The 21,245-nt window shown below is 29.6% G+C and carries 14 protein-coding genes; 4 read left to right on the top strand and 10 right to left on the bottom strand.

The features are described from left to right. Positions 1 to 195 precede the first annotated feature (195 nt). Positions 196 to 1,059: an acyltransferase family protein gene (locus tag CLFE_RS13915; protein WP_242951585.1), complete on the top strand. Its 864-nt coding sequence runs from the start codon at positions 196 to 198 to the stop codon at positions 1,057 to 1,059. Positions 1,060 to 1,143: 84 nt separating this feature from the next. Here the strand turns inward: CLFE_RS13915 and CLFE_RS13920 are convergent, their stop codons facing one another. Beyond that, positions 1,144 to 1,323 (bottom strand): HTH domain-containing protein, encoded by a 180-nt coding sequence (locus tag CLFE_RS13920; RefSeq protein WP_077892943.1) that lies wholly within the window; start codon positions 1,321 to 1,323, stop codon positions 1,144 to 1,146. A 192-nt stretch (positions 1,324 to 1,515) separates the two neighbouring features. Between CLFE_RS13920 and CLFE_RS13925 the strand changes: the two genes are divergently transcribed. Then, positions 1,516 to 2,700, top strand: a complete 1,185-nt coding sequence (locus CLFE_RS13925) for a DegT/DnrJ/EryC1/StrS family aminotransferase (protein ID WP_077892942.1) — start codon at positions 1,516 to 1,518, stop codon at positions 2,698 to 2,700. Positions 2,701 to 2,729: 29 nt separating this feature from the next. On the opposite strand, the gene CLFE_RS13930 is transcribed toward CLFE_RS13925, so the two are convergent. The 4 genes from CLFE_RS13930 to glyA all read right to left on the bottom strand — a co-directional run bounded on the left by CLFE_RS13930 (position 2,730) and on the right by glyA (position 12,306). Further along, positions 2,730 to 3,698, bottom strand: a complete 969-nt coding sequence (locus tag CLFE_RS13930; RefSeq protein ID WP_077851798.1) for a 3'-5' exoribonuclease YhaM family protein — start codon at positions 3,696 to 3,698, stop codon at positions 2,730 to 2,732. A 47-nt stretch (positions 3,699 to 3,745) separates the two neighbouring features. Next, positions 3,746 to 7,501, bottom strand: coding sequence for a helicase-exonuclease AddAB subunit AddA (gene addA / locus CLFE_RS13935; protein ID WP_077892984.1), 3,756 nt, complete (start codon positions 7,499 to 7,501; stop codon positions 3,746 to 3,748). Continuing rightward, positions 7,482 to 10,940, bottom strand: a complete 3,459-nt coding sequence (gene addB / locus CLFE_RS13940) for a helicase-exonuclease AddAB subunit AddB (protein ID WP_077892941.1) — start codon at positions 10,938 to 10,940, stop codon at positions 7,482 to 7,484. Before addB ends, addA begins: the two co-directional genes overlap by 20 nt. A gap of 130 nt (positions 10,941 to 11,070) precedes the next feature. Next, on the bottom strand, positions 11,071 to 12,306 hold the full coding sequence (gene glyA, locus CLFE_RS13945; RefSeq protein ID WP_077892940.1) for a serine hydroxymethyltransferase: 1,236 nt from the start codon (positions 12,304 to 12,306) through the stop codon (positions 11,071 to 11,073). Between the two features lie 180 nt (positions 12,307 to 12,486). Here glyA and CLFE_RS13950 point away from each other — a divergent pair, with 180 nt between their 5' ends. Together CLFE_RS13950 and CLFE_RS13955 are read left to right on the top strand one after the other, a co-directional pair. Beyond that, positions 12,487 to 13,260, top strand: coding sequence for a threonine/serine exporter family protein (locus CLFE_RS13950; RefSeq protein WP_077892939.1), 774 nt, complete (start codon positions 12,487 to 12,489; stop codon positions 13,258 to 13,260). Continuing rightward, positions 13,257 to 13,715, top strand: a complete 459-nt coding sequence (locus tag CLFE_RS13955) for a threonine/serine exporter family protein (RefSeq protein WP_077892938.1) — start codon at positions 13,257 to 13,259, stop codon at positions 13,713 to 13,715. The genes CLFE_RS13950 and CLFE_RS13955 overlap by 4 nt, the downstream gene beginning before the upstream one ends. 429 nt (positions 13,716 to 14,144) lie before the next feature. Here CLFE_RS13955 and CLFE_RS13960 read toward each other — a convergent pair whose 3' ends face one another. The 5 genes from CLFE_RS13960 to CLFE_RS13980 form a co-directional block, all read right to left on the bottom strand. After that, entirely contained in the window at positions 14,145 to 15,509 is a 1,365-nt protein-coding gene (locus tag CLFE_RS13960; RefSeq protein ID WP_077832017.1) for an MATE family efflux transporter, read from the bottom strand. Between the two features lie 1,232 nt (positions 15,510 to 16,741). Then, complete coding sequence (locus CLFE_RS13965) at positions 16,742 to 17,029, bottom strand: metal-sensitive transcriptional regulator (protein WP_077832015.1); 288 nt, start codon at positions 17,027 to 17,029, stop codon at positions 16,742 to 16,744. Between the two features lie 261 nt (positions 17,030 to 17,290). Next, on the bottom strand, positions 17,291 to 19,075 hold the full coding sequence (aspS, locus tag CLFE_RS13970; RefSeq protein ID WP_077892936.1) for an aspartate--tRNA ligase: 1,785 nt from the start codon (positions 19,073 to 19,075) through the stop codon (positions 17,291 to 17,293). 116 nt (positions 19,076 to 19,191) lie between these two features. Continuing rightward, on the bottom strand, positions 19,192 to 20,622 hold the full coding sequence (locus CLFE_RS13975; protein ID WP_077892935.1) for a coproporphyrinogen III oxidase: 1,431 nt from the start codon (positions 20,620 to 20,622) through the stop codon (positions 19,192 to 19,194). 19 nt (positions 20,623 to 20,641) lie between these two features. After that, entirely contained in the window at positions 20,642 to 21,241 is a 600-nt protein-coding gene (locus tag CLFE_RS13980; protein ID WP_077892934.1) for an MBL fold metallo-hydrolase, read from the bottom strand. Between the last annotated feature and the right edge of the window lie 4 nt (positions 21,242 to 21,245).

Genomic DNA, 21,245 nt, shown 5'->3' on the forward strand with positions numbered 1-21,245 from the left:
ACTTTCAAGCTTATTTTTTCTTATAGAATTTTTATTTATTTACTAGTCTTTATTTTATTTCCTATACTGCTTTTTTACAAGTCTTCCATTTCACGTGTCAAACAATACAATGATGAATTCCTTTCAAAAAAATCTACAGACTGCATAAAGGGTCTATCCATACTAGTGATAATTTTACACCATATATCACTTAAAATGCAACCTGTAGGATTTATGGCAATTTATACTTGCTTCGGACATATTGCTGTTAGCACATTTCTATTTTTTTCAGGCTATGGTTTAATGGTTTCAAAATTAAGAAAAGAAAATTACTTAAAAAACTTCTTTTCAAAACGCTTAAGTAAAGTCTATTTACCTTTTGTTATTATAAATGGTATAACTATAGTAATAGCAGCGTTGGTTCTTCATGCTAAATTCAATTTAAAAGATGTATTGCTTTATCTTTCTGGTATTCAATTAATAGACTCTACACAATGGTTTGTAATAGCAATATTAGTATTTTATTTATGTTTCTATATATGCTTTAAATTTTTTAAGCCTATAATAGCACAGCATATACTTCTTTTTCTTACCTTTGTATACTTCTTTTTTATGATATTTACAGGCTTTAGAGAATGGTGGTTTAATACTGCTTTCTCATTTCCTATTGGTGTATACGTTGCAATAAATTATACTACCATCAGTAACTTTCTAAAAAAGAACTATATACTAACACTTATTCCTACTTTAATAGGCTTTTTAGTTTTTTTCGCTTTAGCACATATGATTCCATCATCAATAATGCCTTTATATCAAACAATAACTTCCGTAATATTTGTGCTTTTAGTTCTATTATTTTTACTTAAATTTAAAATTTCATCACCTCCACTGCTTTTTATTGGAGCCATATCCTACGAAATGTATCTTGTTCATATGAAGGTATTAGTAGCTTACTTTACTGCTGTTCATATAAAAGGCAGTTACAGTGTATATTTATATCTTGTACTTGTTGTTCTAATATCCTTTGCTTTTAATAAATTATTTAACTTAAGTAAAAACAAAAAAGTAAAAGTAACTTAATTTTCTTGCTTTCTATAACATGAAACATCAAAAAGTTAGAAAAACCAGAAACAATTTTTCTGGTTTTTTTATGTATATAATAGTCTATTTTTCCACAGAATAATAACATCTTTTAGGTGATATCACTTTACCATCAGCTTTAAGTGCTTTTATAACTTTATCCGCTTCTTTAGCATCAACGCCTACTTTTTCTGCAACCTCTTTAACTTTAAGTGGCTCATCTGAATCTGTCAGTACCTTCAAAATACTTTCTTTTAATTCCATAACTACTCCTCCATAATAATTTTTATTTATTAATAACTATTGTTAATATACTACAATTTTTGTAACTTGTAAATATAAATCTTAAATTTTATAATATTATTACAATATAAATTTCTTTATTTGTATAAATTAACACAAATTTATAACGACTTTATTAATATACAGTTTATTACTTGAAAGGCGGTAATCACAATGAAAAAATATAACATACCATTTTCACCACCAGATCTTACAGAAAAAGAAATTGAAAGTGTTATTGAAGTTTTAAAATCCGGATGGATTACCTCAGGTCCAAAGGTTTTTGAGTTTGAAAATAAGGTGGCTGAATATTGTGAGTGTGAAAAGGCTGTTGCTGTTTCTAGTGCAACTTCAGCTCTTGATTTAATAATGAGAGTTTTAAATTTTAATGCTCCTGATGAGATAATAACAACTCCCTACACTTATGCCTCTACTTCAAATACTATATGTCATAGAGGAATTAAACCAATATTTGTAGACCTTGAAAAAGATTCATTTCTAATAGATATAAATAAAATAAAAGATGCAATAACTGCTAAAACAAAGGCTATAGTAACTGTTGATATTGCAGGTATACCTTTAGATTATGATGCAATTAGAAATCTTCTAAAAGAGCTACATAGAGAAGATATCGCACTAATATCTGACTCTTCTCATGCTTTTGGAGCTACATATAAAGGAAAAAAGGTTGGCTGCCAAGCTGATTTTCATGTATTTTCTTTTCATGCAGTAAAAAATCTTACAACCGCTGAAGGTGGAGCTATAACTTTTAACGACAACAACTTTAATGGAAAAGAAGATTTATATAAAGAATTTAAGTACACCGCTTTAAATGGTCAAACAAAGGATGCTCTTACAAAATCAAAGGCCGGCGGTTGGCAATATGACATTTTAACTGATGGTCTGAAATGCAATATGACAGATATTCATGCCTCTATTGGTCTTGTTCAGCTTACTCGTTATAAAGATATGTTAAAAAGAAGAGCTGAACTTACAGAAATCTATACCGATGCTTTAAAGGATAAAGCTTGGGCTATTATACCTTTTACAAAGGATTATGAAAAAGAAACTTCTTATCATCTATATCCATTAAGAATAAAGGATTTTACTGAAGCTGAGCGTAATGAAGTAATAAACTTACTTGCAGAGATAGGTATACCAACAAATGTACATTTCACTCCTCTGCCAATGTTCACTTACTATAAATCTTTAGGGTACTCTATTGACGACTATCCTAATTGCTACAATCAATATAAAAATGAATTAACTCTTCCGTTATATTCATCGCTATCAGATGAGGATGCAAAATCTGTTGTTACTGAAGTTATAGCTGCAATTGAAAAAGTTAAAGAGAAATAAAAAATCAGGGAGCTTACGTTCCCTGATTTTTATTTGTCTTCATTTTTATCAAATTTTGATTTATATATTCTTCTTCTATCTAAAGACCATATTGCGTCTGACATTTCTCCAGGATCCGTTGTTTCAAGTGCTTTTTTCATATCAAACATAGACGCATCCATATCATCTAAATGATGCAATACTTCCGCTTCTGGAAACATCGGTTTTTTAGGGCTTCCGTATTCGGCTTCATAATGATGAGATAGTACCATGTGTTCAAGCATCATAGATATTTCCTTATCTGCTCCTACCTTTTTAGCTGAATTTCTAACCTTTTCAACTCCTAAAATTATATGACCTAAAAGCTGTCCTTCTATACTATAATCAGTAACTATTCCAAGCTCTGAAGATTCCATTTCCTCTAGTTTTGCCATATCATGAAGTATTACACCTGCATATATTAAATCTGTATTTAGGAATGTATATACCTCACTTATTTTTTCTCCTGCCTTAAGCATAGTTGATGTATGATATAAAAGCCCTGAACGAACTGAATGATGATTCTTTTTTGCAGCAGGCCAATACATTATTTTCTCTCCTGCACTCTCCAAAACATCATAAAGAATATTCTTTATATCATCATTTTTTACTTTTTCTACATACTCTAATATAGTTGAATACATATCATCTGCAAGGTATGGTGCAGACGGAACAAAATCAGATACTTTAACTTCATCTGACTCTACAGTTTTTCTTATTTTATCTATCTTTAATTGAAGGTTATTCTGCCATTCAATTACTGTTCCCCTTACCTTTACAAGAATATTGTTTACAAAGGTATCCTCGTCTGAATCAGATGCATCCCAAAGCTTTCCATTTATATCTCCTGTTTTATCACCAAAAGTAAAATCAAGATACTTCTTGTTATTAGAAGAAATTCTTTTTTCCACTGATTTAATTATAAAGAAGCCATCTATTCTATTTCCTGCTTCTAGTTCACTAATAGTTTTTAATTCCAAAAATATTCCTCCATTCCTATACTATCAAATAAAAAATACCCCTACCCTTATTCTATTTTAATAGTATCACCTGTATAAAACAAATAAAGATATTTTTCCTTTACCCTTAATCCTGTTATAGTTTCAAGAGCTCTTTTATAATAATTAATTTGATAAGTATACTTTTTTATTATTTCATCTAAATTTTCATCATTTACATAATCATTTTTATAGTCTAAAAGCACTATTTCATTGTTTTCTTCAAAAAATAAATCTACAATTCCTTGAACTACTATGTTTTCATCATTATAAGTATCTGGCAAATCCTTATATATTTCTGTACTTTTAACTCTTATTTGAAATGGAAACTCCCTATAAACTTTTTCTGCATTAATAGTTCTATTTCCTACATCACTTGTGAAAAACTTCAAAATTTTATTTGCATTTACAACTTCAGCCTGCTTCTCTGTTAATATTTTTCTAAAAACCATGTCATCTATTTGATGACTTATATTTTTTAAGCTTATATCACTTCTTATATCATTAAAATTTAAATGCTGCATTACTGAGTGTACTGCTGTTCCCCTCTTTGCTGGCGATAATTTTTTAACACCCTCAAGGAAAAGAGGTTTTTGTAAAAGCTGAGGCGTATAAATATTAGCTGCAGCTACACCTTCTTTATCTTCATTTGAACTTCTTTTAAGTTCAGTAACTGAAAGCAGCGATGGAAGCTCAGTAGCCCTATCATATTGATATTTAAACTGAAGTCTATCTTCTATTTTTTCTACATATTCACTTTCATAAGGCGAATTTTTTATAATATCTAATTTCTTATAAAACTTTTCTAACTTCTCATTAATGTTTTTCTCATTTTCTAATAATACTTCATTAAAACTTAGTATATCATCTCTATCTAGTAAATTCACTTGCCATTTAGAATTATCATAAATTAAAGTTTCTATATCATCAGTATCTATTATATCTCTTAAATTTTCAGCATCCTTGTGACGTATAACTGCGCTGGCTATCCAATCTAAAAAGCTCTTACTTTTAAGTATATAGTCTTCTGATATCTTATTTTGTTTACTTCTTAAATTCACGGCCCATTTAAAAACTGACTTTTTTATATCTTTAGCTGCGCCTACTATTATAAGCTTTTCTTTTGCTCTTGTAAAAGCCACATATAGAATTCTCATCTCTTCTGAAAGCGTTTCTAGCTTTATCCTAGTTTTTATAGCCTCTTTTGCCAAAGTTTTATGTGAAATTCTTTTTTTATAATCCACATATTCTGGACCGAATCCAAGGTTATTATGAAAAATTACAGGATTATTTATATCCATTAGATTAAAGTTTTTTCCAACGCCGCCCACAAAAACTACGGGGAATTCAAGACCTTTACTTTTGTGTATACTCATTATTCTAACTACATTTTCATTCTCACCTAAAATTTTTGCACTTCCCATGTCACCACTAGTTAATTTAAGTTTATTTATAAAATTTATAAAATTAAACAACCCCTTATAACTAGTTTCACTATAGACCTTAGCCCTTTGAAATAACATTTTTAAATTTGCTTGACGCTGAATTCCTCCACTTACGGCTCCAACGTAACCATAATATCCAGTATCCGTGTAAAGATACCATATAAATTCATCTATAGGTGTGTATATTGCTTCTTTTCGCCACACTTGAAGTCTTTTTAGAAAGCTTTTTATCTTTATTGAAAGCTCATCTTCCCCATTTTCTTCTACTCGCTTAAGTTTATCATAAAAGGTATCTCCCTCAATAAGCTTTATGTCTATTAAATCTTCTACTGTAAATCCTCCAATAGGTGATTTTAAAACTGCTGCCATAGGTATATCCTGTCTTGGATTATCAATTATCTTAAGAAGCGATAGCATAGTTTTAATTTCCGGTGCATCAAAATATCCTGAATTTGCATCTGCAAAAACTGGTATTCCCATATTTTTAAGTTCATCTAAAAAAACATTTGCCCAACCTTTTGTAGATCTTAATAAAATTACAATATCTTTAAATTCCGTTTTTCTATATTCATTTGTATTTTTATCAAGTACCTTAAAATTTTCTTTAAGCTCTAAAATTCTTCTTCCTATAAGCCTTGCCTCAAGCATTATATTATCTACGGTCTCTTCATCCTCATTATTCTCTTTCACTTCATCATTTTCTTCACTTTTTTCTATTATATTTAATTCCACAGAATGAGATATTGAGTTTTCTTCCACTTTCTCGTAACTTGCACCTAAATTTAAGCTTTCATTATCATTATAATCAAGTTCTCCAATATTTACTGACATTATTTGCTTAAATATAAAATTCACTGCATCAAGAACTTCTTTTCTACTTCTGAAATTTTTATATAAAAGAACTTTCCTATCCTTTTTGCCCTTTTCATTTTTATAACTATTATACTTATCCAAAAATATGCCAGGATTAGCTTGCCTAAATCTATATATACTTTGTTTTACATCTCCTACCATGAACAAATTAGGATTTTCAGTATCTTTTTTTGAAATAGTTCCTAATATAACTTCTTGAACCATATTACTATCTTGATATTCATCTATCAAGATTTCTTCATATTTATCTCTCATTTTTAGTGCAGTTTCAGAAGGCACTATATTTCCTTTATCATCACTTTTTACAAGTATTGATAAACACATATGCTCAAAATCATTAAAATCAATTATTCCTCTTTTTTTCTTTTTATCCTTATATCTAACATCAAATTCTATTACAAGCTCACTTAAGGTTTTCATAAGAGGATATAGTTCTTTAAACTGATTTTTTATATCTTCATTATTTTGTGAAAGAATATCGTCGCTTATTTTGGACAAACTTTTCTTAATGCCATCCCTTATATCACGCACAAGTTTTTGTTTTTCTTTATCTGCATCCTTAGGGCATCTTTTTAAAGTTTTAAACTGCACATTTTTAAGTTCTTCATAAAACTTTTCATAACTATCTGATGCAGAAATTAAATTTTCAAGCATTGAAAGTTCACTCTGAAAGTTTTCTCTATAACTCTCAATAGAAGGACATGTATTTATTATATTTATTGCCTCTTCATATTGGCTTTTATTTCCCTTTAATTGTATTTGTATATTTTTAATTAAAACCTTGGCTAAATCAGACTCTCCAAATTTAAAATCTTCATTTACATTGAATTTTTCTGCTGCACTTTTAAGCCATTCATGAGGCTTTGGATTACTCATAGAAAAATTATAAAGATTCATAACCATATTAAATAAAGTCTCATCATTTTTGTTACTGCAATAGCTTTCTACAAGTTTTAAAAACTCTATGCTATTGTTATTTTTATTTATTCCCTTTAACGTATATTCGGCCTGAAGATATTTATCTTCAAATAATTCCTCTAGCGTTTCATTTTTAAGTAATGTAATTTCTGTTTCATCCCCAACTCTAAAATCAGGATCTAAATCAAGCATGTGAAAATTATTTTTTATAACATTTAGACAAAATGAGTGTATTGTGGTAATTTTAGACTTTCCAATCAGCGCTAATTGTTTTTGAATTATTCTTGAATTAGGCTTCTCTGAGAGCTTTTTAACTATAGCATCACCTATCCTCTCTCTCATTTCAGATGCTGCTGCATTAGTAAAGGTAACTACTAAAAGTCTATCTATATCAACTGGATTTTCCTCATCTGTTATTATCTTTACTATTCTTTCAACAAGAACAGCTGTTTTTCCGGATCCTGCTGCTGCTGCTACAAGTAAGTTACAATTTCTAGTATCTATAGCCTCTTTTTGCTCTTCTGTCCACTTAGTTTTTCCCATCCTTATCACCCTCTTCTTCAACTTCTATATCTACAAGCTTCCAGACTTCTTCATCTGATTTTTCTTTTACATATCTATAAGTATCACCATCAAAAATCGTATCAAACCTACAGATTGAAGAATAAGTGCAATAATCGCAAGGTTTATCTTTCCCCTTTTTATAAGGTCTTATCTTTATATCTCCCATTAAAAGCTTCTCGCAATTTTTAACCACTAAATTTCTTACATGTTTTATCAACATTTCAAACTGCTGTTTAGTTGCCGCACTTGATCTTCCAAGTGTACCATCCTTTTTAATGGATGCAGGAATTATAAGAGAGCTTCCCTCCATTTCCCTATCCATTTCTTTTACAACTTCCGGATCAGAAATCAAGAGTCCCTTCATTTTGAGTGATTTCATTATTTCATCTTTAATTTGATTATCTGTCAAATTTTCTTTTCCTTTTACTATAGGATCATCCATTGTAAAATAGAGTATAGCTCCTGGCAAAAATCTATCATCCTCATCTACATTTTCATTTTCTAGAATTGCATTAAGGTATAGTAAAAGCTGTATATCGAAACCATAATACACATCTGAAAGTTTAAATATTTTATTTCCAGATTTATAATCTACTATTCTTATATAGGTATTGCCATCCTTCTCTAGCATATCTATTCTATCAATTCTACCTGTCAAAATAACCTCAGTGTTATCATGAAGTATAACCTTTATTGGTGGATAATTTCCTCCATTTTCAAAAGCCACTTCATATCCAACTGGTCTAAAGCTTCCTCTTCTAAACTGTTCAGCTACAATTGTTGCTGTTCTTTTTAAAATTCTTTTAAGTCTTGAGGTTATATAACTATATCTTGGAGAACTGTTAAGTATTGAACCTCCTCTACCTTCCACCTCTTGATCTACTATTTTGTATATTTTTTGCTCACATATATCCTCATTTACATCCTTCCAGTCTATGTTTTCATCTTTTATGTTCTCACAAAATTTATCTATTACTTTGTGCATAAAAGAACCTAAATCAGGTGGTGTTAAAGTAAATATTTTTCTATCTTTTATTTTAAGTCCATATTGCACATAATAAGAAAACGGACATTCTATATATTTTTCAAGCCTTGAAACACTCATTTTAAGACTACCACCATAAAGTTTTAAAGCTTTTTCTTTGCTTATATAATCAACCTGATTAGTATAAGCTATTGCTTTAAACATACTTTCACATTTTTCAGCCCACTTTTCATTTTTAGCATACCACCTATATACATCATGCCATATACCGCTAATTTTGTCATCTTCATCTATCTCTTTTCTAAACGATGATATCATTTCATTAAAAGTAGGTACTGTTGAAGAAATAAGCTTCATGTCTTCCTCATCATTTTCAGCTTTTATTACATCACTCTTCTCTATTATTTTAGGGAAAAGCGTCTTTATTCTGTTTATTATAAGAGATGGCCTTAAAGTTTTACCTTCATAATCAGCTATAGGGTAACTTAAGAATAAATACTCACTTGAATTTGTAATAGCAGTATAAACCAAAAATCTTTGTTCCATAGCTTGAGTTTTAGTATCCTTTGCAAGTTCCACGCCTTTTGACATTAAAACTTCTCTATCCCTATCACTTAATATACCTTCCTCCATTGCTGCTGATGGAAAAACTCCATCATTTACACCCATTATATAAAGAAACCTTATGGCATGGCTTTTAAGACGATCTATACTACCAACAAGTACTTGATCAAGAGAAGATGGTATAAGTCCCATTTTATGCTCTTTTATTCCTATAAAAAGTATTCTAGAAAATTGTTCTAGGTTTACTTTTTCATTTCCCATTACTTCAACTAACTGGTCCATTAACTCCATTAATATGTTCCATATTTGACTGTACTCATTGGCTAAAATCTGCCTACCATTTTTTCTAAATTCATCTACCATTTTTTCTACAGCCACTGGAACATTTATATCATGTAAAAATTCAAATAATGCAGTACATATTTCTGTTACATTGTTTTTTCTTAATACTTTTTTTCTAAAATCTAAAAGTGGTTTTAGAAATTTATCTTTTATCTCATTTACCTTTTCTATTTTTTCTTTATTTTCCTCTGAAATCTCACCTGATAAGCCATCACTATAAACATCATAAGTCCATTTATCAGTCCACTTCTTTTTTCCTTTTATGCCTGCTGCTAAAACATAATTTTCTAATATGTCTATTTCGTCTATATCAATATCTACAAAACCTGTTTTAAGATATCTAAATACAGTTTCATAGGACCAATTCTTAATAAAAATATCCATAATAGATCTTATAAGTATGATAAGTGTGTTATCTTCTATATCCTTATTCTTATCTATAAAAAAAGGTATACCATATTCCTTAAAAATAACAGCCACGGTTTTTTCATAGCCTTCTAAATTTCCTGTTACAACTGCTATATCTGAAAATCTTACATTGTCTTCACGAACAAATTTAATAATATTTCTCGCTATATCCTCAACTTCTGTATACAAATTTGAAGTTTTAAAAATTTGTATCTTTTTAGGTTTATCTTTATAAATTTCATATGGGAAACTGTATAAATTTTTCTCTATCATGCCTAGTTCATAACTATTTTTAAATCTATAAAATGGTCTTTTATTTAAGTTTACTGGTTTATCTATACTTACGTTATTATCTTGAGCTATTTTTATCATTCTTCTTTCTGTATTTTTAGTAACAGAAAAAATATCATCATCCATAGGAATACTTTCATACTCCATAGTTAACGCAATATTAACTCTAGTACATCTTTTTAATAACTCTTCTAATACACCATATTGTTGGGGAATAAAGCTTGAAAATTCGTCTAGCCATATTTCAGCTCCCGACAACATTTCTGAGTACTTTATCTTTTCTTTAAGTATTGTTAAATCATCATCTGGATCTATATAATTTTTATATAAAAGTCTATTAAATTCATCATATATTAAACTTAAATCATGTAACTTATTTTTAAGTTCTTCATCCTCTACATTATCTATAGTTTCTCTAAGTAAATCAGTTGTAAGTTCATATTTTTTAAATTCACTTATTGTATCCGATATAGTATTTACAAATCCCTTTTGTCTTGCTGAAAGACCAAAGACTTTGAATTCACTTTTTAAATTATTCATTATATGATAAAAAAGCATACTTTTGCCTGACGAATTCATATATTCTCTAGCTATGCCTCCCACTTCGTCAAAAACTCTATATGCTAATCTCTTAAAACTTATTACCTTAACTCTATTGATGCTTTTTTCTCCAATTAAGTCTAATATGCTTTTTTCACTTTGAAAGGAAAATTGCTCTGGCACAATTAATATAAGGGGCCTATCTCCGCCTTTTTCAATTCTATTTTTTATACTACTAATACAAAACTGGCTTTTGCCACTTCCTGCTCTTCCATATATAAATCTCAAGCTCACTTTTTACACCCCTCTACATTCTTTTAATAAATTAAAATCAATAGAATTATACTATATAACTTAAATTATATACAATAAAAATATACATTGCAAAACTTGCAATGTATATTTTTATTATTAACACTTTACTTTATTTGTATATAGGAAATTTACTACATAATTCTGAAATTTGCTTTCTTATTTCACTTAAATCTTCGTCTCTGTGTTCTATTACATAGTTTATAAAATACGCTACCTTTTTCATTTCTTCTTCCTTAAAGCCTCTAGTTGTAACCGATGGTGTACCCATTCTTATTCCACTTGTTATAAAAGGACTCTTCTTTTCAAAAGGTATAGTGTTTTTGTTTGCAGTTATTCCAACAGAGTCAAGAAGATGTTCTGCATCTTTACCTGTTATATTTTTGTTAGTCAAATCAACTAATAAAAGATGATTGTCAGTTCCTCCTGAAACTATTCTAAATCCGTACTTTGTAAGCTCATCTGCAAAAACTTTAGCATTTTTTATTATTTGCTCTGTATAAGTTTTAAATTCATCCTTTAAAGCCTCTCCGAAACATACAGCTTTTCCAGCAATTATATGCATTAAAGGCCCTCCCTGCATGCCTGGGAATACAGATTTGTCAACATCCTTTGCATATTTTTCTTTACAGAAGATTGCCCCACCTCTTGGTCCTCTTAAAGTTTTATGCGTAGTTGTTGTTACAAAATCAGCATATGGAACTGGTGATGGATGAAGTCCTGCTGCTACAAGTCCTGCTATATGAGCCATATCTACCATCATATATGCTCCTACTTCATCACATATTTCTCTTATTTTCTTAAAATCAATAGTTCTTGAATATGCACTAGCACCAGAAACTATCATTTTAGGTTTACATTCTAACGCTTTCTTTCTAAAAGCCTCATAATCAATTTGTTCTGTATCATCACTTACACCATAGGCAATTACATTAAAAAGTTTTCCTGAAAAATTAACTGGACTTCCATGTGTTAAATGTCCTCCGTCTGTTAGATTCATTCCCATTATAGTATCTCCAGGTTTTAAAACGGCAAAATATACAGCCATATTAGCTTGGGAACCAGAATGAGGTTGCACATTAGCATGCTCAGCTCCAAAAAGCTCTTTAGCTCTCTCGCGTGCTATTTCTTCAACTTTATCAACAACGTAACATCCACCATAATATCTCTTTCCTGGATAACCCTCAGCATATTTATTAGTTAAATATGAACCCATAGCCTCCATTACAGCTTTACTTGTAAAATTTTCTGATGCAATCAATTCTATATTATTTTCTTGTCTTTCATTTTCCTCTTCTATTATAGAATAAACTTCTGGATCACTTACTTTTATATTATTAAAATCCATTTTAAATACACTCCCCAACATATTAATTTCATCAACAAAAAAATTATCAATTTTATGTATGATTATATACCAAAATGACGTAGAATTCAAATAAAAGTTTATGTTATAATAACTTTTGGTCACTATATCTGACGAATTTTAATTTTGAAAATAATATATTTTGAAAGGTTTTGTTACCATATGTCTACAGAAAAAATTATCAATCTAGCCTCCTATGCTGGGAAAATATTGCTTCAAAGTGGAGCTGAAATTTACAGGGTAGAAGAAACCATGAATAAGATTTGTATGTCTTTTAATGTACAGGATGCCGAAAGCTTTGTCACACCTACAGGTATAATAATTTCCATTACTGGTAAGGATGGAAAAATAACTTCTACTATTAAAAGAATTCAAACAAGAACCGTTGATTTAGAAAAAATATCTGAAGTAAATGATCTTTCTAGATTACTTCAACGAAAAAGTTTACCCTTACAAGAGGTAGAAGCAAAGTTAAAAAAAATTGACAATGAAAAAAAACATTCTGACTTTTTTCTTATTACCTTTAGTGCTATTGCTGCAGGTTTTTTCACTTTGATTTTTGGAGGAACTTTTAGAGATTTCTCAGCTGCATTTTTGATAGGACTACTTATAAAAATATTTTCAATAGCTCTATCTCGACTTAATATAAATGACTTTTTTTTAAACTTGGTTGGTGGTGCTATTGCTGCACTTATAGCTTTGATATTAAAAAAATTAGGATTTATTATATACCTTGATAAAACAATAATAGGATCTATAATGCTTTTAGTTCCTGGTCTTGCTATCACAAATGCTGTAAGAGATACTATAGCTGGAGACTTGGTATCTGGTATATCAAGAGCTCTTGAAGCCTTTTTTATAGCTGTAGCTATAGCTGCTGGAACTGGTTTAGTATTTAAAATATGGATTAATTTTTTTGGAGGTACTGGTCTATGATATTAAATTTCTTATATTCTTTTATGGCCTGCATAGCCTTTTCAGTACTTTTTAATGTAAAGGGTAAAAAAATATTTATTGCATCCTTTGGTGGGGCTCTAGGATGGGTTTTATATATGCTTTTACTTAATCATAACGTTTCAATAACATCTGCAATTTTTATAGCCACAATTGTTGTTTCTGTTTATTCAGAAATAATGGCTAGAATTTCTAAGACCCCTGCTATGGTATACTCAGTTACAGGCATTATTCCTTTAGTTCCAGGAAACGGAATGTATTACACTATGTATGAAACCATATCTGGAAAACTTACAAAGGCTACTGAATGGGGTTTTAAAACTTTAATGTATGCTGGTGCAATATCAATTGCAATTATGCTTGTTTCTTCAATTGCAAGACTAATAAAGAAAGGGAGAACTAGCTATATAAAACCTATTATAAATAAAAAAATATGATTTTCAAAAACACCTTTAATATAAATATTATTACACGTATCAAAAATAGTAATACTTCACATAAACAAGACAATTAAAAAATAAAATCTTTTCTGCCTGCCAGTAGATTAACCCTACTGGCAATTTTCACACTAAATATAGTATATCTGTTGATAGAATAACTATGCTGTAATAATCCTTGACTCATTCTGTATATGAGGCATAATTCTCAAACTATAGCAATTGTTAAAATATTTTTTCTTTTTATAATTAAGAATATTTGCGTTTAAATGCCATAAAAATAGCTCCATCCTAAGTAAAAAGTTTTTATTATTTTACCTTTTTACCTAGAAGGGAGCATATGAAAACAAAAATAATATACTAATGAGACAGAGCTTATATCTTTTTCAAAGTGTTTTAAATTTTATTATATATATATTTATTTTATTATTATGCAGTTGCACATTCTGCAGAATGTTTATTAATCTCTTTATTAAGACTAAATGCCAAAATTATCATACCTACAATGGTAAGAAAATCAGCAATTGCTTGAGAAAAAATAACTCCATTTAAACCAATAAAATGTGGTAATATTAAAATTGCAGGAATAAAGAAAACACCTTGTCTTCCTATACTAAGCAGCCAACCACCAGCAATTTTACCTAATGCTAGAGAAAGCATAGAATATATTGCTTCTATTCCCATTCCAGCAAACATTATAATATTAACTCTAAGTGCAAACTCTCCAATTTTTATAACTTTAAAATCATTAGCAGTAAATAATGAAATAACAGGTCCTGCAAATATGAATAAAATTATAGTCATTAAAATACAAAATGATGATGTCCAAATCAAACCAGTTTTTGTTGCTTCCTTTACCCTATCATATTGTTTAGCTCCATAATTATATCCTGCAATAGGTTGAAAACCTTTTGCAAAACCTGATACAGCATAAACCCCCATTGAAACAATACGTGTAACTATCCCCATTGCAGCAATTGCTGAATCTCCATAAGGTTTTGCAGCACTATTAGTAAATCCCATGGCTATACTTGCTGCTAACTGAAATACTAAAATTGGTATACCCACTTTAAATATTTCCTTATATATAGTACCATCCAAGCGAATATCTTTAGGTGAAAAAGTAAATACACTTTTTCTTTTTAATATATAGATTAAATACATAAAGGATGTTATACCCTGTGCAAGAGCTGTTGCCCATGCAGCTCCGGCAATTCCGTACTTTAAACCATAAATAAATATAGGTGCAAATATAACATTAAGTGCAGCTCCCATAAACATAGCAATCATTGAAACTTTAGCAACACCTTCGCTAGTAGCAATGTTATTCATTGTTACATTAAAAATATTAAAAATAGAACTGATAACATAAATCATAGCATATTCACGGGCATATGGATAGATAGTATCTGTTGCACCAAGCCCATATAAAATTGGCTTCATTAACAATATAATTATAGCAATAACTATAGCCGCAACTATTAAACTTGAATATAATGCAGTTGATGCTACATTATTTGCTCTTTTTCTCTCGTTAGAACCTAAAAGTCGTGAAAGATAAGAAGCTGCACCGCCGCCAAATAAAACTGCTAAACCTACAATTGCCTGACCTAAGGGGAAAGTGATTGACACTGCTCCCATTTGACTTGTTCCAAGTCCTCCTACAAAATAGGCATCAACTAAATTATATATTCCTGTTATAAGCATACCAAACATAGTTGGTAATCCCATTTTTAATAGCACCTCCGGAATTGGAGCTTTTCTAAGCATTTCTATATGTTTTTCTTTGTTCATAATAAAATCTCCTTACATTTTAATTTTATATAATAAAAGTAATAATTTGAATGAATTTATTCATTCAAATTATAAAATATAATTTTTCAAATACATTAACTACGCAACAATTCCTAGTCATTAATATACTTACTTCTTTTTAGTTAAACTACTGAATGAATATATTCATTATTACCTATTTTTATCTATTTGTCAAGTTAAAGTATTTTTTTAATTTTATTCTTTATGTAGTAAAAATTATTATTATTAATCATTTTAGCAAATAACTTACTTTACTCATTAATAGTTTAGATTATACTTTAGAATAATTTAAACTATAATCCAAACTTTTACAACAATAATATATATATGTTGTAAATTAACATATAATAATAGATATACTTTTGTAAACAAAACCTAGAAAGGAAACTAAATAATATATAAAATCAAATAGAAAAATATCCAAGAGAAATCTTAGATTTAAAGTTGAAGAAACTTTCTATTATTTTTGCTTTAATAGCATTAGGAAGTACTGTTGTACTTCAATTAAAAATTAACATGAATAGTGTCAATGCTCTGATTTATATTTTAAAATCCATTATATACCGTTTTATGTTTTTTGAAAGGTTAGTTTTTTGGGGTGTTTTTTTGGAGATTGGTTATTTAGGGTTAAAGAAGGATAATGGACTTCGTCCAAACCTCATGTATGTTTAGAAGCATAATGGACTTCGTCCAAACCTCGTGTATTGGATTTTATCTCTTAGTAAGTTTTTGGGGTGTTTTTTTTGGAGATTGGTTGTTTGAGGTTAAAGAAGGATAATGGACTTCGTCCAAACCTCATGTATGTTTAGAAGCATAATGGGCTCCGCCCAAACCTCATGTATTGGCTTTTATCTCTTACTAAGTTTTTGGGGTATTTTTTTGGAGATTGGTTGTTTAGGGTTAAAGAAGGATAATGGACTTCGTCCAAACCTCATGTATGTTTAGAAGCATAATGGGCTCCGCCCAAACCTCATGTATTGGCTTTTATCTCTTACTAAGTTTTTGGGGTGTTTTTTTGGAGATTGGTTGTTTGAGGTTAAAGAAGGATAATGGACTTCGTCCAAACCTCATGTATGTTTAGAAGGATAATGGGCTCCGCCCAAACCCCTGATATGCATTTGGGTATTCTATTGAGTTTTAGATCTTTTTTGAGAGATTGGTTACTCTGGGTTATAGAAGGATAATGGGCTCCGCCCAAACCCCTGATATGATTACTTTACGAACATTGTTATGGCTGATATTATATCATCAATATTGGAATCATCTAGCTTTTTTTCATCTATTTCTTTAAGTTCATCCTTCATACACTTTTTAGCATAATCCTGAAGCATTAATATTCCTATTTTATTAACTGCGGCTTTGACTGCAGCAATCTGAACAAGAACATTTTTACAACATGTATCAGACTCTATCATTTTTTCTATTCCCTTTACTTGACCTTCTATTTTTCTAAGTCTAACGATTAAATCCTTTTTATTTTTTTCATTATTTTGATTCACTGATTTCACTCTCCAATAATATAAGAAAAAGATATTTATTTTATAAAATTATTATAGAGTTTCTAATTAAACTCTTGATTCATATATTATATCACATAAATACTCTGCACATATTTAAATCAAGTGAATTTAATTTTAGAAACTCCATAATTTGTGTTTTACTATAAAATACAGCACAAATTCCAATTTAATTACATTTAAGGATTATAACTGCCAAATGCCCATAAAAGGTTATTCTACATTTATAGCTTTTTATGCTGATTACTCTTTATTATTTTCAAATCTTATACCAAGCTCACAAAGTTGATTTTCATCTACTACATTAGGAGCCTCTGTAAGTGGACAAAATGCGTTCTGATTTTTAGGGAATGTTATTACATCCTTAATATTTTCAGTTCCTGCAAGGAACATTATAAGCCTATCTAAACCATAAGCAAGCCCAGCATGTGGTGGTGGTCCGAATTTAAATGCTTCAAGCAAGAAACTAAATCTTTCCCATGCACTTTCCTTGGTAAATCCAAGAACTTTAAACATTTTTTCTTGGAGTGCAGTATCATGTATTCTAACACTTCCTCCACCAAGCTCTTCACCATTTAAAACTATATCATATGCTTTAGCTCTAACTCTTGCTGGATCTGATTCAAGATATTGTATGTCTTCATCCATAGGCATTGTAAATGGATGATGTTCTGCTTGAAATCTTCCTTCTTCTTCATTGTAAGATAAAAGAGGGAATTCAGTGATCCATACAAATCTAAACTCTTTATTATTTTTTAAAATCTCTAGTTCTTTTGCTAATTCTAATCTAAGTGCTCCTAAAGCTTGAAAAACAACAGAGTTTTTATCTGCAACTATAAGTATAAGATCACCAGTTCTTCCTTGAACCTTATCTATTATTGCTTTTAGTTCTTCTTCTTTTAAGAATTTAGCAATAGGTGATTTTATTCCATCTTCTTTTAAAGCTATCCATGCCAGACCTTTTGCCTTATATGTTTTTACAAATTCGCCTAATTTATCGATCTTCTTTCTAGGCATATCTGCAGAGTTTGAAGCTTTAACTGCTCTAACACTTCCCCCATCTTCAAGAGCTGATTTAAACACTTTAAAATCTGAAGCTTTTACTTCTTCACTTATATCATTGATTTCCATTCCAAATCTTAAATCAGGTTTATCTGATCCATACTTCTCCATAGCAGTTTTCCAAGTCATTCTTTCTATTGGAAGTTTAACTTCAACATCTGCCATTTCTTTAAATACTCTTTTTATAAGTCTTTCATTTAACTCTATAACATCATTTTCCTCAACAAAAGACATTTCCATATCTACCTGTGTAAATTCAGGTTGTCTATTGGCTCTTAAATCCTCATCTCTAAAGCATTTTGCTATTTGAAAATATTTATCATACCCAGACACCATTAAAAGCTGTTTAAAAAGTTGTGGTGATTGTGGAAGTGCATAAAATTTTCCATTGTAGTTTCTACTTGGTACTAAGTAGTCTCTTGCACCTTCTGGTGTACTTTTGGTAAGTATTGGAGTCTCCATTTCAAGAAAATCTTCTCCATCCATAAAATCTCTAATTATCTTTGTAGTTTTATGTCTTATCTTAAAAATTCTCTGCATATCTGGTCTTCTAAGATCAAGATATCTATATTTAAGTCTTATACTCTCAGCAGCATCTAAATTTTCTTTTATGTATATTGGTGGAGTTTCACTTTCTGATAATATTTTTATTTCTTCTCCCTTTAATTCGACCATACCAGTTGGCATATTAGGATTTGGTGATTCTCTTTTCACTAAGTTTCCAGAAACCGCAATACAATATTCAGATTTAGCTAAATCCGCTTTATTAAAGGCATCTTTGTTTATTTCTTCTCCAAAGACCACCTGTAAAATGCCTTCTCTATCTCTTAAATCTATAAATACTAATCCTCCAAGATTCCTCTTTCTTTGAACCCATCCCATTACTACAACTCTATCTCCAATGTGCTTCTCTCTTATTTCTCCACACATAATGGTTCTTTTCAATCCATTTAAAGATTCTCCCATTTTTTATTCCTCCTAAAATACGTAATACCTATGTCATAAATAAACCACTTCATATAGTCCATTGAAGTGGTCTCAAATTTAATTTTAAACCTATAATATACTTTTATCAAGGTTTATTATCCATATAATGTTTTTAAAAACTCTATTTTTCCTTTTACTTTTTCTTCAATTCTATTTATATATTCTTTTACATCTTTTAAGTTTCCATATCTCTCTATTCTGTTAGTGTCTTTAAATATTATTTTAGAAACACCATGACATCCAATTGCAATTATAGGTTCACTATCTTCTATCATTTCTATATTATATATACATTCCCTATCTTCTATAGAATACCCTACATTCTCCATATTTCCTATCATATTCTTTTGCCTGTACATGTAATATGGCTTCATATTGAGTTTTCTTGCTAATGCATGAGCACTGTCAAACATGCTTACTATTTCACTCTGATCTGGAGCATCTATTTTTTTATTTTCTAACATATCTTCAAATAATTTAGACCCTCGTTTAAGTGATAATCCATGTATTGTCAAACTTTCAGGTTTAAGCTTCAATATTTCATTTAAAGTATTTTTTATTTTACTTACATTTTCTCCTGGAAGCCCTATTATAATATCCATATTTATATTATTAAAGCCCACTTTTCTCGCCATAATAAATTTATCAATTACATCTTGAACTGTATGCCCTCTTCCTATTTTTTTCATAGTTTCTTCATTCATAGTTTGTGGGTTTATACTTATCCTATCAACCTTATATTTTTTCATAGTCAAAAGCTTCTCTTCTGTTATACTATCAGGCCTTCCGCACTCTACTGTAAACTCTTTAATATTATTATTCTCTATAAAATTCTCATGCACAGCCTTCATTATATTTTCAAACTGCTGATTATTTACGGATGTTGGGGTTCCTCCTCCAAAATATACACAACTTATATTTAATTCTTTTTCTCTTATGTATTCTGCCGTTTTTTCAATATCATACATCATAGCTTTTAAATAATCTTCCACATAACTTTTACAATGATTAATAGTATCTGATATAAAGGAGCAATACATACATCTTGTAGGGCAAAATGGCATGCCTAGATATATACTTACAGTTTTATCTTTAACTTTTAAAAATTTCTTCTCATTTTGGCTAACCTCTATACAAAGTCTAGCTTTTTTTTCTTCTGTATTGTTATGACGCTTAAAGTATTCAATTATTTCTTTTTCACTCTTATTTTCTTCTATAAGTTTGCTAGCTATTTTACTTGGTCTTATACCTATGAGCGTTCCCCATGGTATATTTTTTTTACCTGTTACTTTAGAAAAATACTTAAATACAGCTAATTTAACATTTTCATTATCATTAAGGTCAGAATCAAATTCATAGCTTTCTGCCGTTTGTTTTGCTGAATATATTTTGGAACTATTAGAACTAAACTCTATTTTGTAATCCCACAAATTTGAATTTACGATTTCAACTTTATCAAAAAACAAAACTGCCATGTGATAGACAGCATACGAATAAGCTTCATTATTTATATTTATTTTTGTCATAAAATCCCCTCTAGCTTAATTAGATAAAAGGATTATGTGTTTTTTCATATCCTATAGTGGTTTTTTCCCCATGTCCTGGATATACCACAATATTTTCATCAAGCTTCATAAGTTTATTTTTTATAGCATCTATAAGATTTTGAAAATTCCCGCCCGGAAAATCCGTTCTACCAATAGAACTATTGAAAAGAGTATCCCCAGAAAATAAACGATTATCTATTAAATAACACATTCCACCTGGTGTATGTCCGGGAGTTTTAATACATTTAATTTTAATATCTCCAAATTGAAGTTCATCGCCGTCACTTACACATTTAGTAGCATTTTCATTTGAAGCTCCAAACATATACTCACCATTATCAATCAATTTATAATCTTCTTCACTTATATATACGTCTACGCCAAACTCCTTTTTAAATTCTGATACCGCAGCTGTATGATCAGCGTGTCCGTGTGTTAATAATATAAAGCTAAGCTTCGTTTTTGTGGCTTTAAAGGCCTTTAAAAGAGCTTCAGGTGCATCACCTGGATCTATAACTACACTTTCATTAGTATTCTCATCAACAAGTATATAACAATTTGTCATATAAGCTCCAGCTTGAATTACACTTATTTTCATACTA

This window comes from Clostridium felsineum DSM 794, from assembly GCF_002006355.2.
GTDB classification, from domain to species: Bacteria; Bacillota; Clostridia; order Clostridiales; family Clostridiaceae; genus Clostridium_S; species Clostridium_S felsineum.

What these genes read in the sequence shown, in the direction of transcription:
- CLFE_RS13915 (WP_242951585.1), top strand. Translation starts at nt 196, where the DNA reads ATGCAACCTGTAGGATTTATGGCAATTTATACTTGCTTCGGACATATT.
- CLFE_RS13920 (WP_077892943.1), bottom strand. Translation starts at nt 1,323, where the DNA reads ATGGAATTAAAAGAAAGTATTTTGAAGGTACTGACAGATTCAGATGAG.
- CLFE_RS13925 (WP_077892942.1), top strand. Translation starts at nt 1,516, where the DNA reads ATGAAAAAATATAACATACCATTTTCACCACCAGATCTTACAGAAAAA.
- glyA (WP_077892940.1), bottom strand. Translation starts at nt 12,306, where the DNA reads ATGGATTTTAATAATATAAAAGTAAGTGATCCAGAAGTTTATTCTATA.
- CLFE_RS13950 (WP_077892939.1), top strand. Translation starts at nt 12,487, where the DNA reads ATGTCTACAGAAAAAATTATCAATCTAGCCTCCTATGCTGGGAAAATA.
- CLFE_RS13955 (WP_077892938.1), top strand. Translation starts at nt 13,257, where the DNA reads ATGATATTAAATTTCTTATATTCTTTTATGGCCTGCATAGCCTTTTCA.
- CLFE_RS13960 (WP_077832017.1), bottom strand. Translation starts at nt 15,509, where the DNA reads ATGAACAAAGAAAAACATATAGAAATGCTTAGAAAAGCTCCAATTCCG.
- aspS (WP_077892936.1), bottom strand. Translation starts at nt 19,075, where the DNA reads ATGGGAGAATCTTTAAATGGATTGAAAAGAACCATTATGTGTGGAGAA.
- CLFE_RS13975 (WP_077892935.1), bottom strand. Translation starts at nt 20,622, where the DNA reads ATGACAAAAATAAATATAAATAATGAAGCTTATTCGTATGCTGTCTAT.
- CLFE_RS13980 (WP_077892934.1), bottom strand. Translation starts at nt 21,241, where the DNA reads ATGAAAATAAGTGTAATTCAAGCTGGAGCTTATATGACAAATTGTTAT.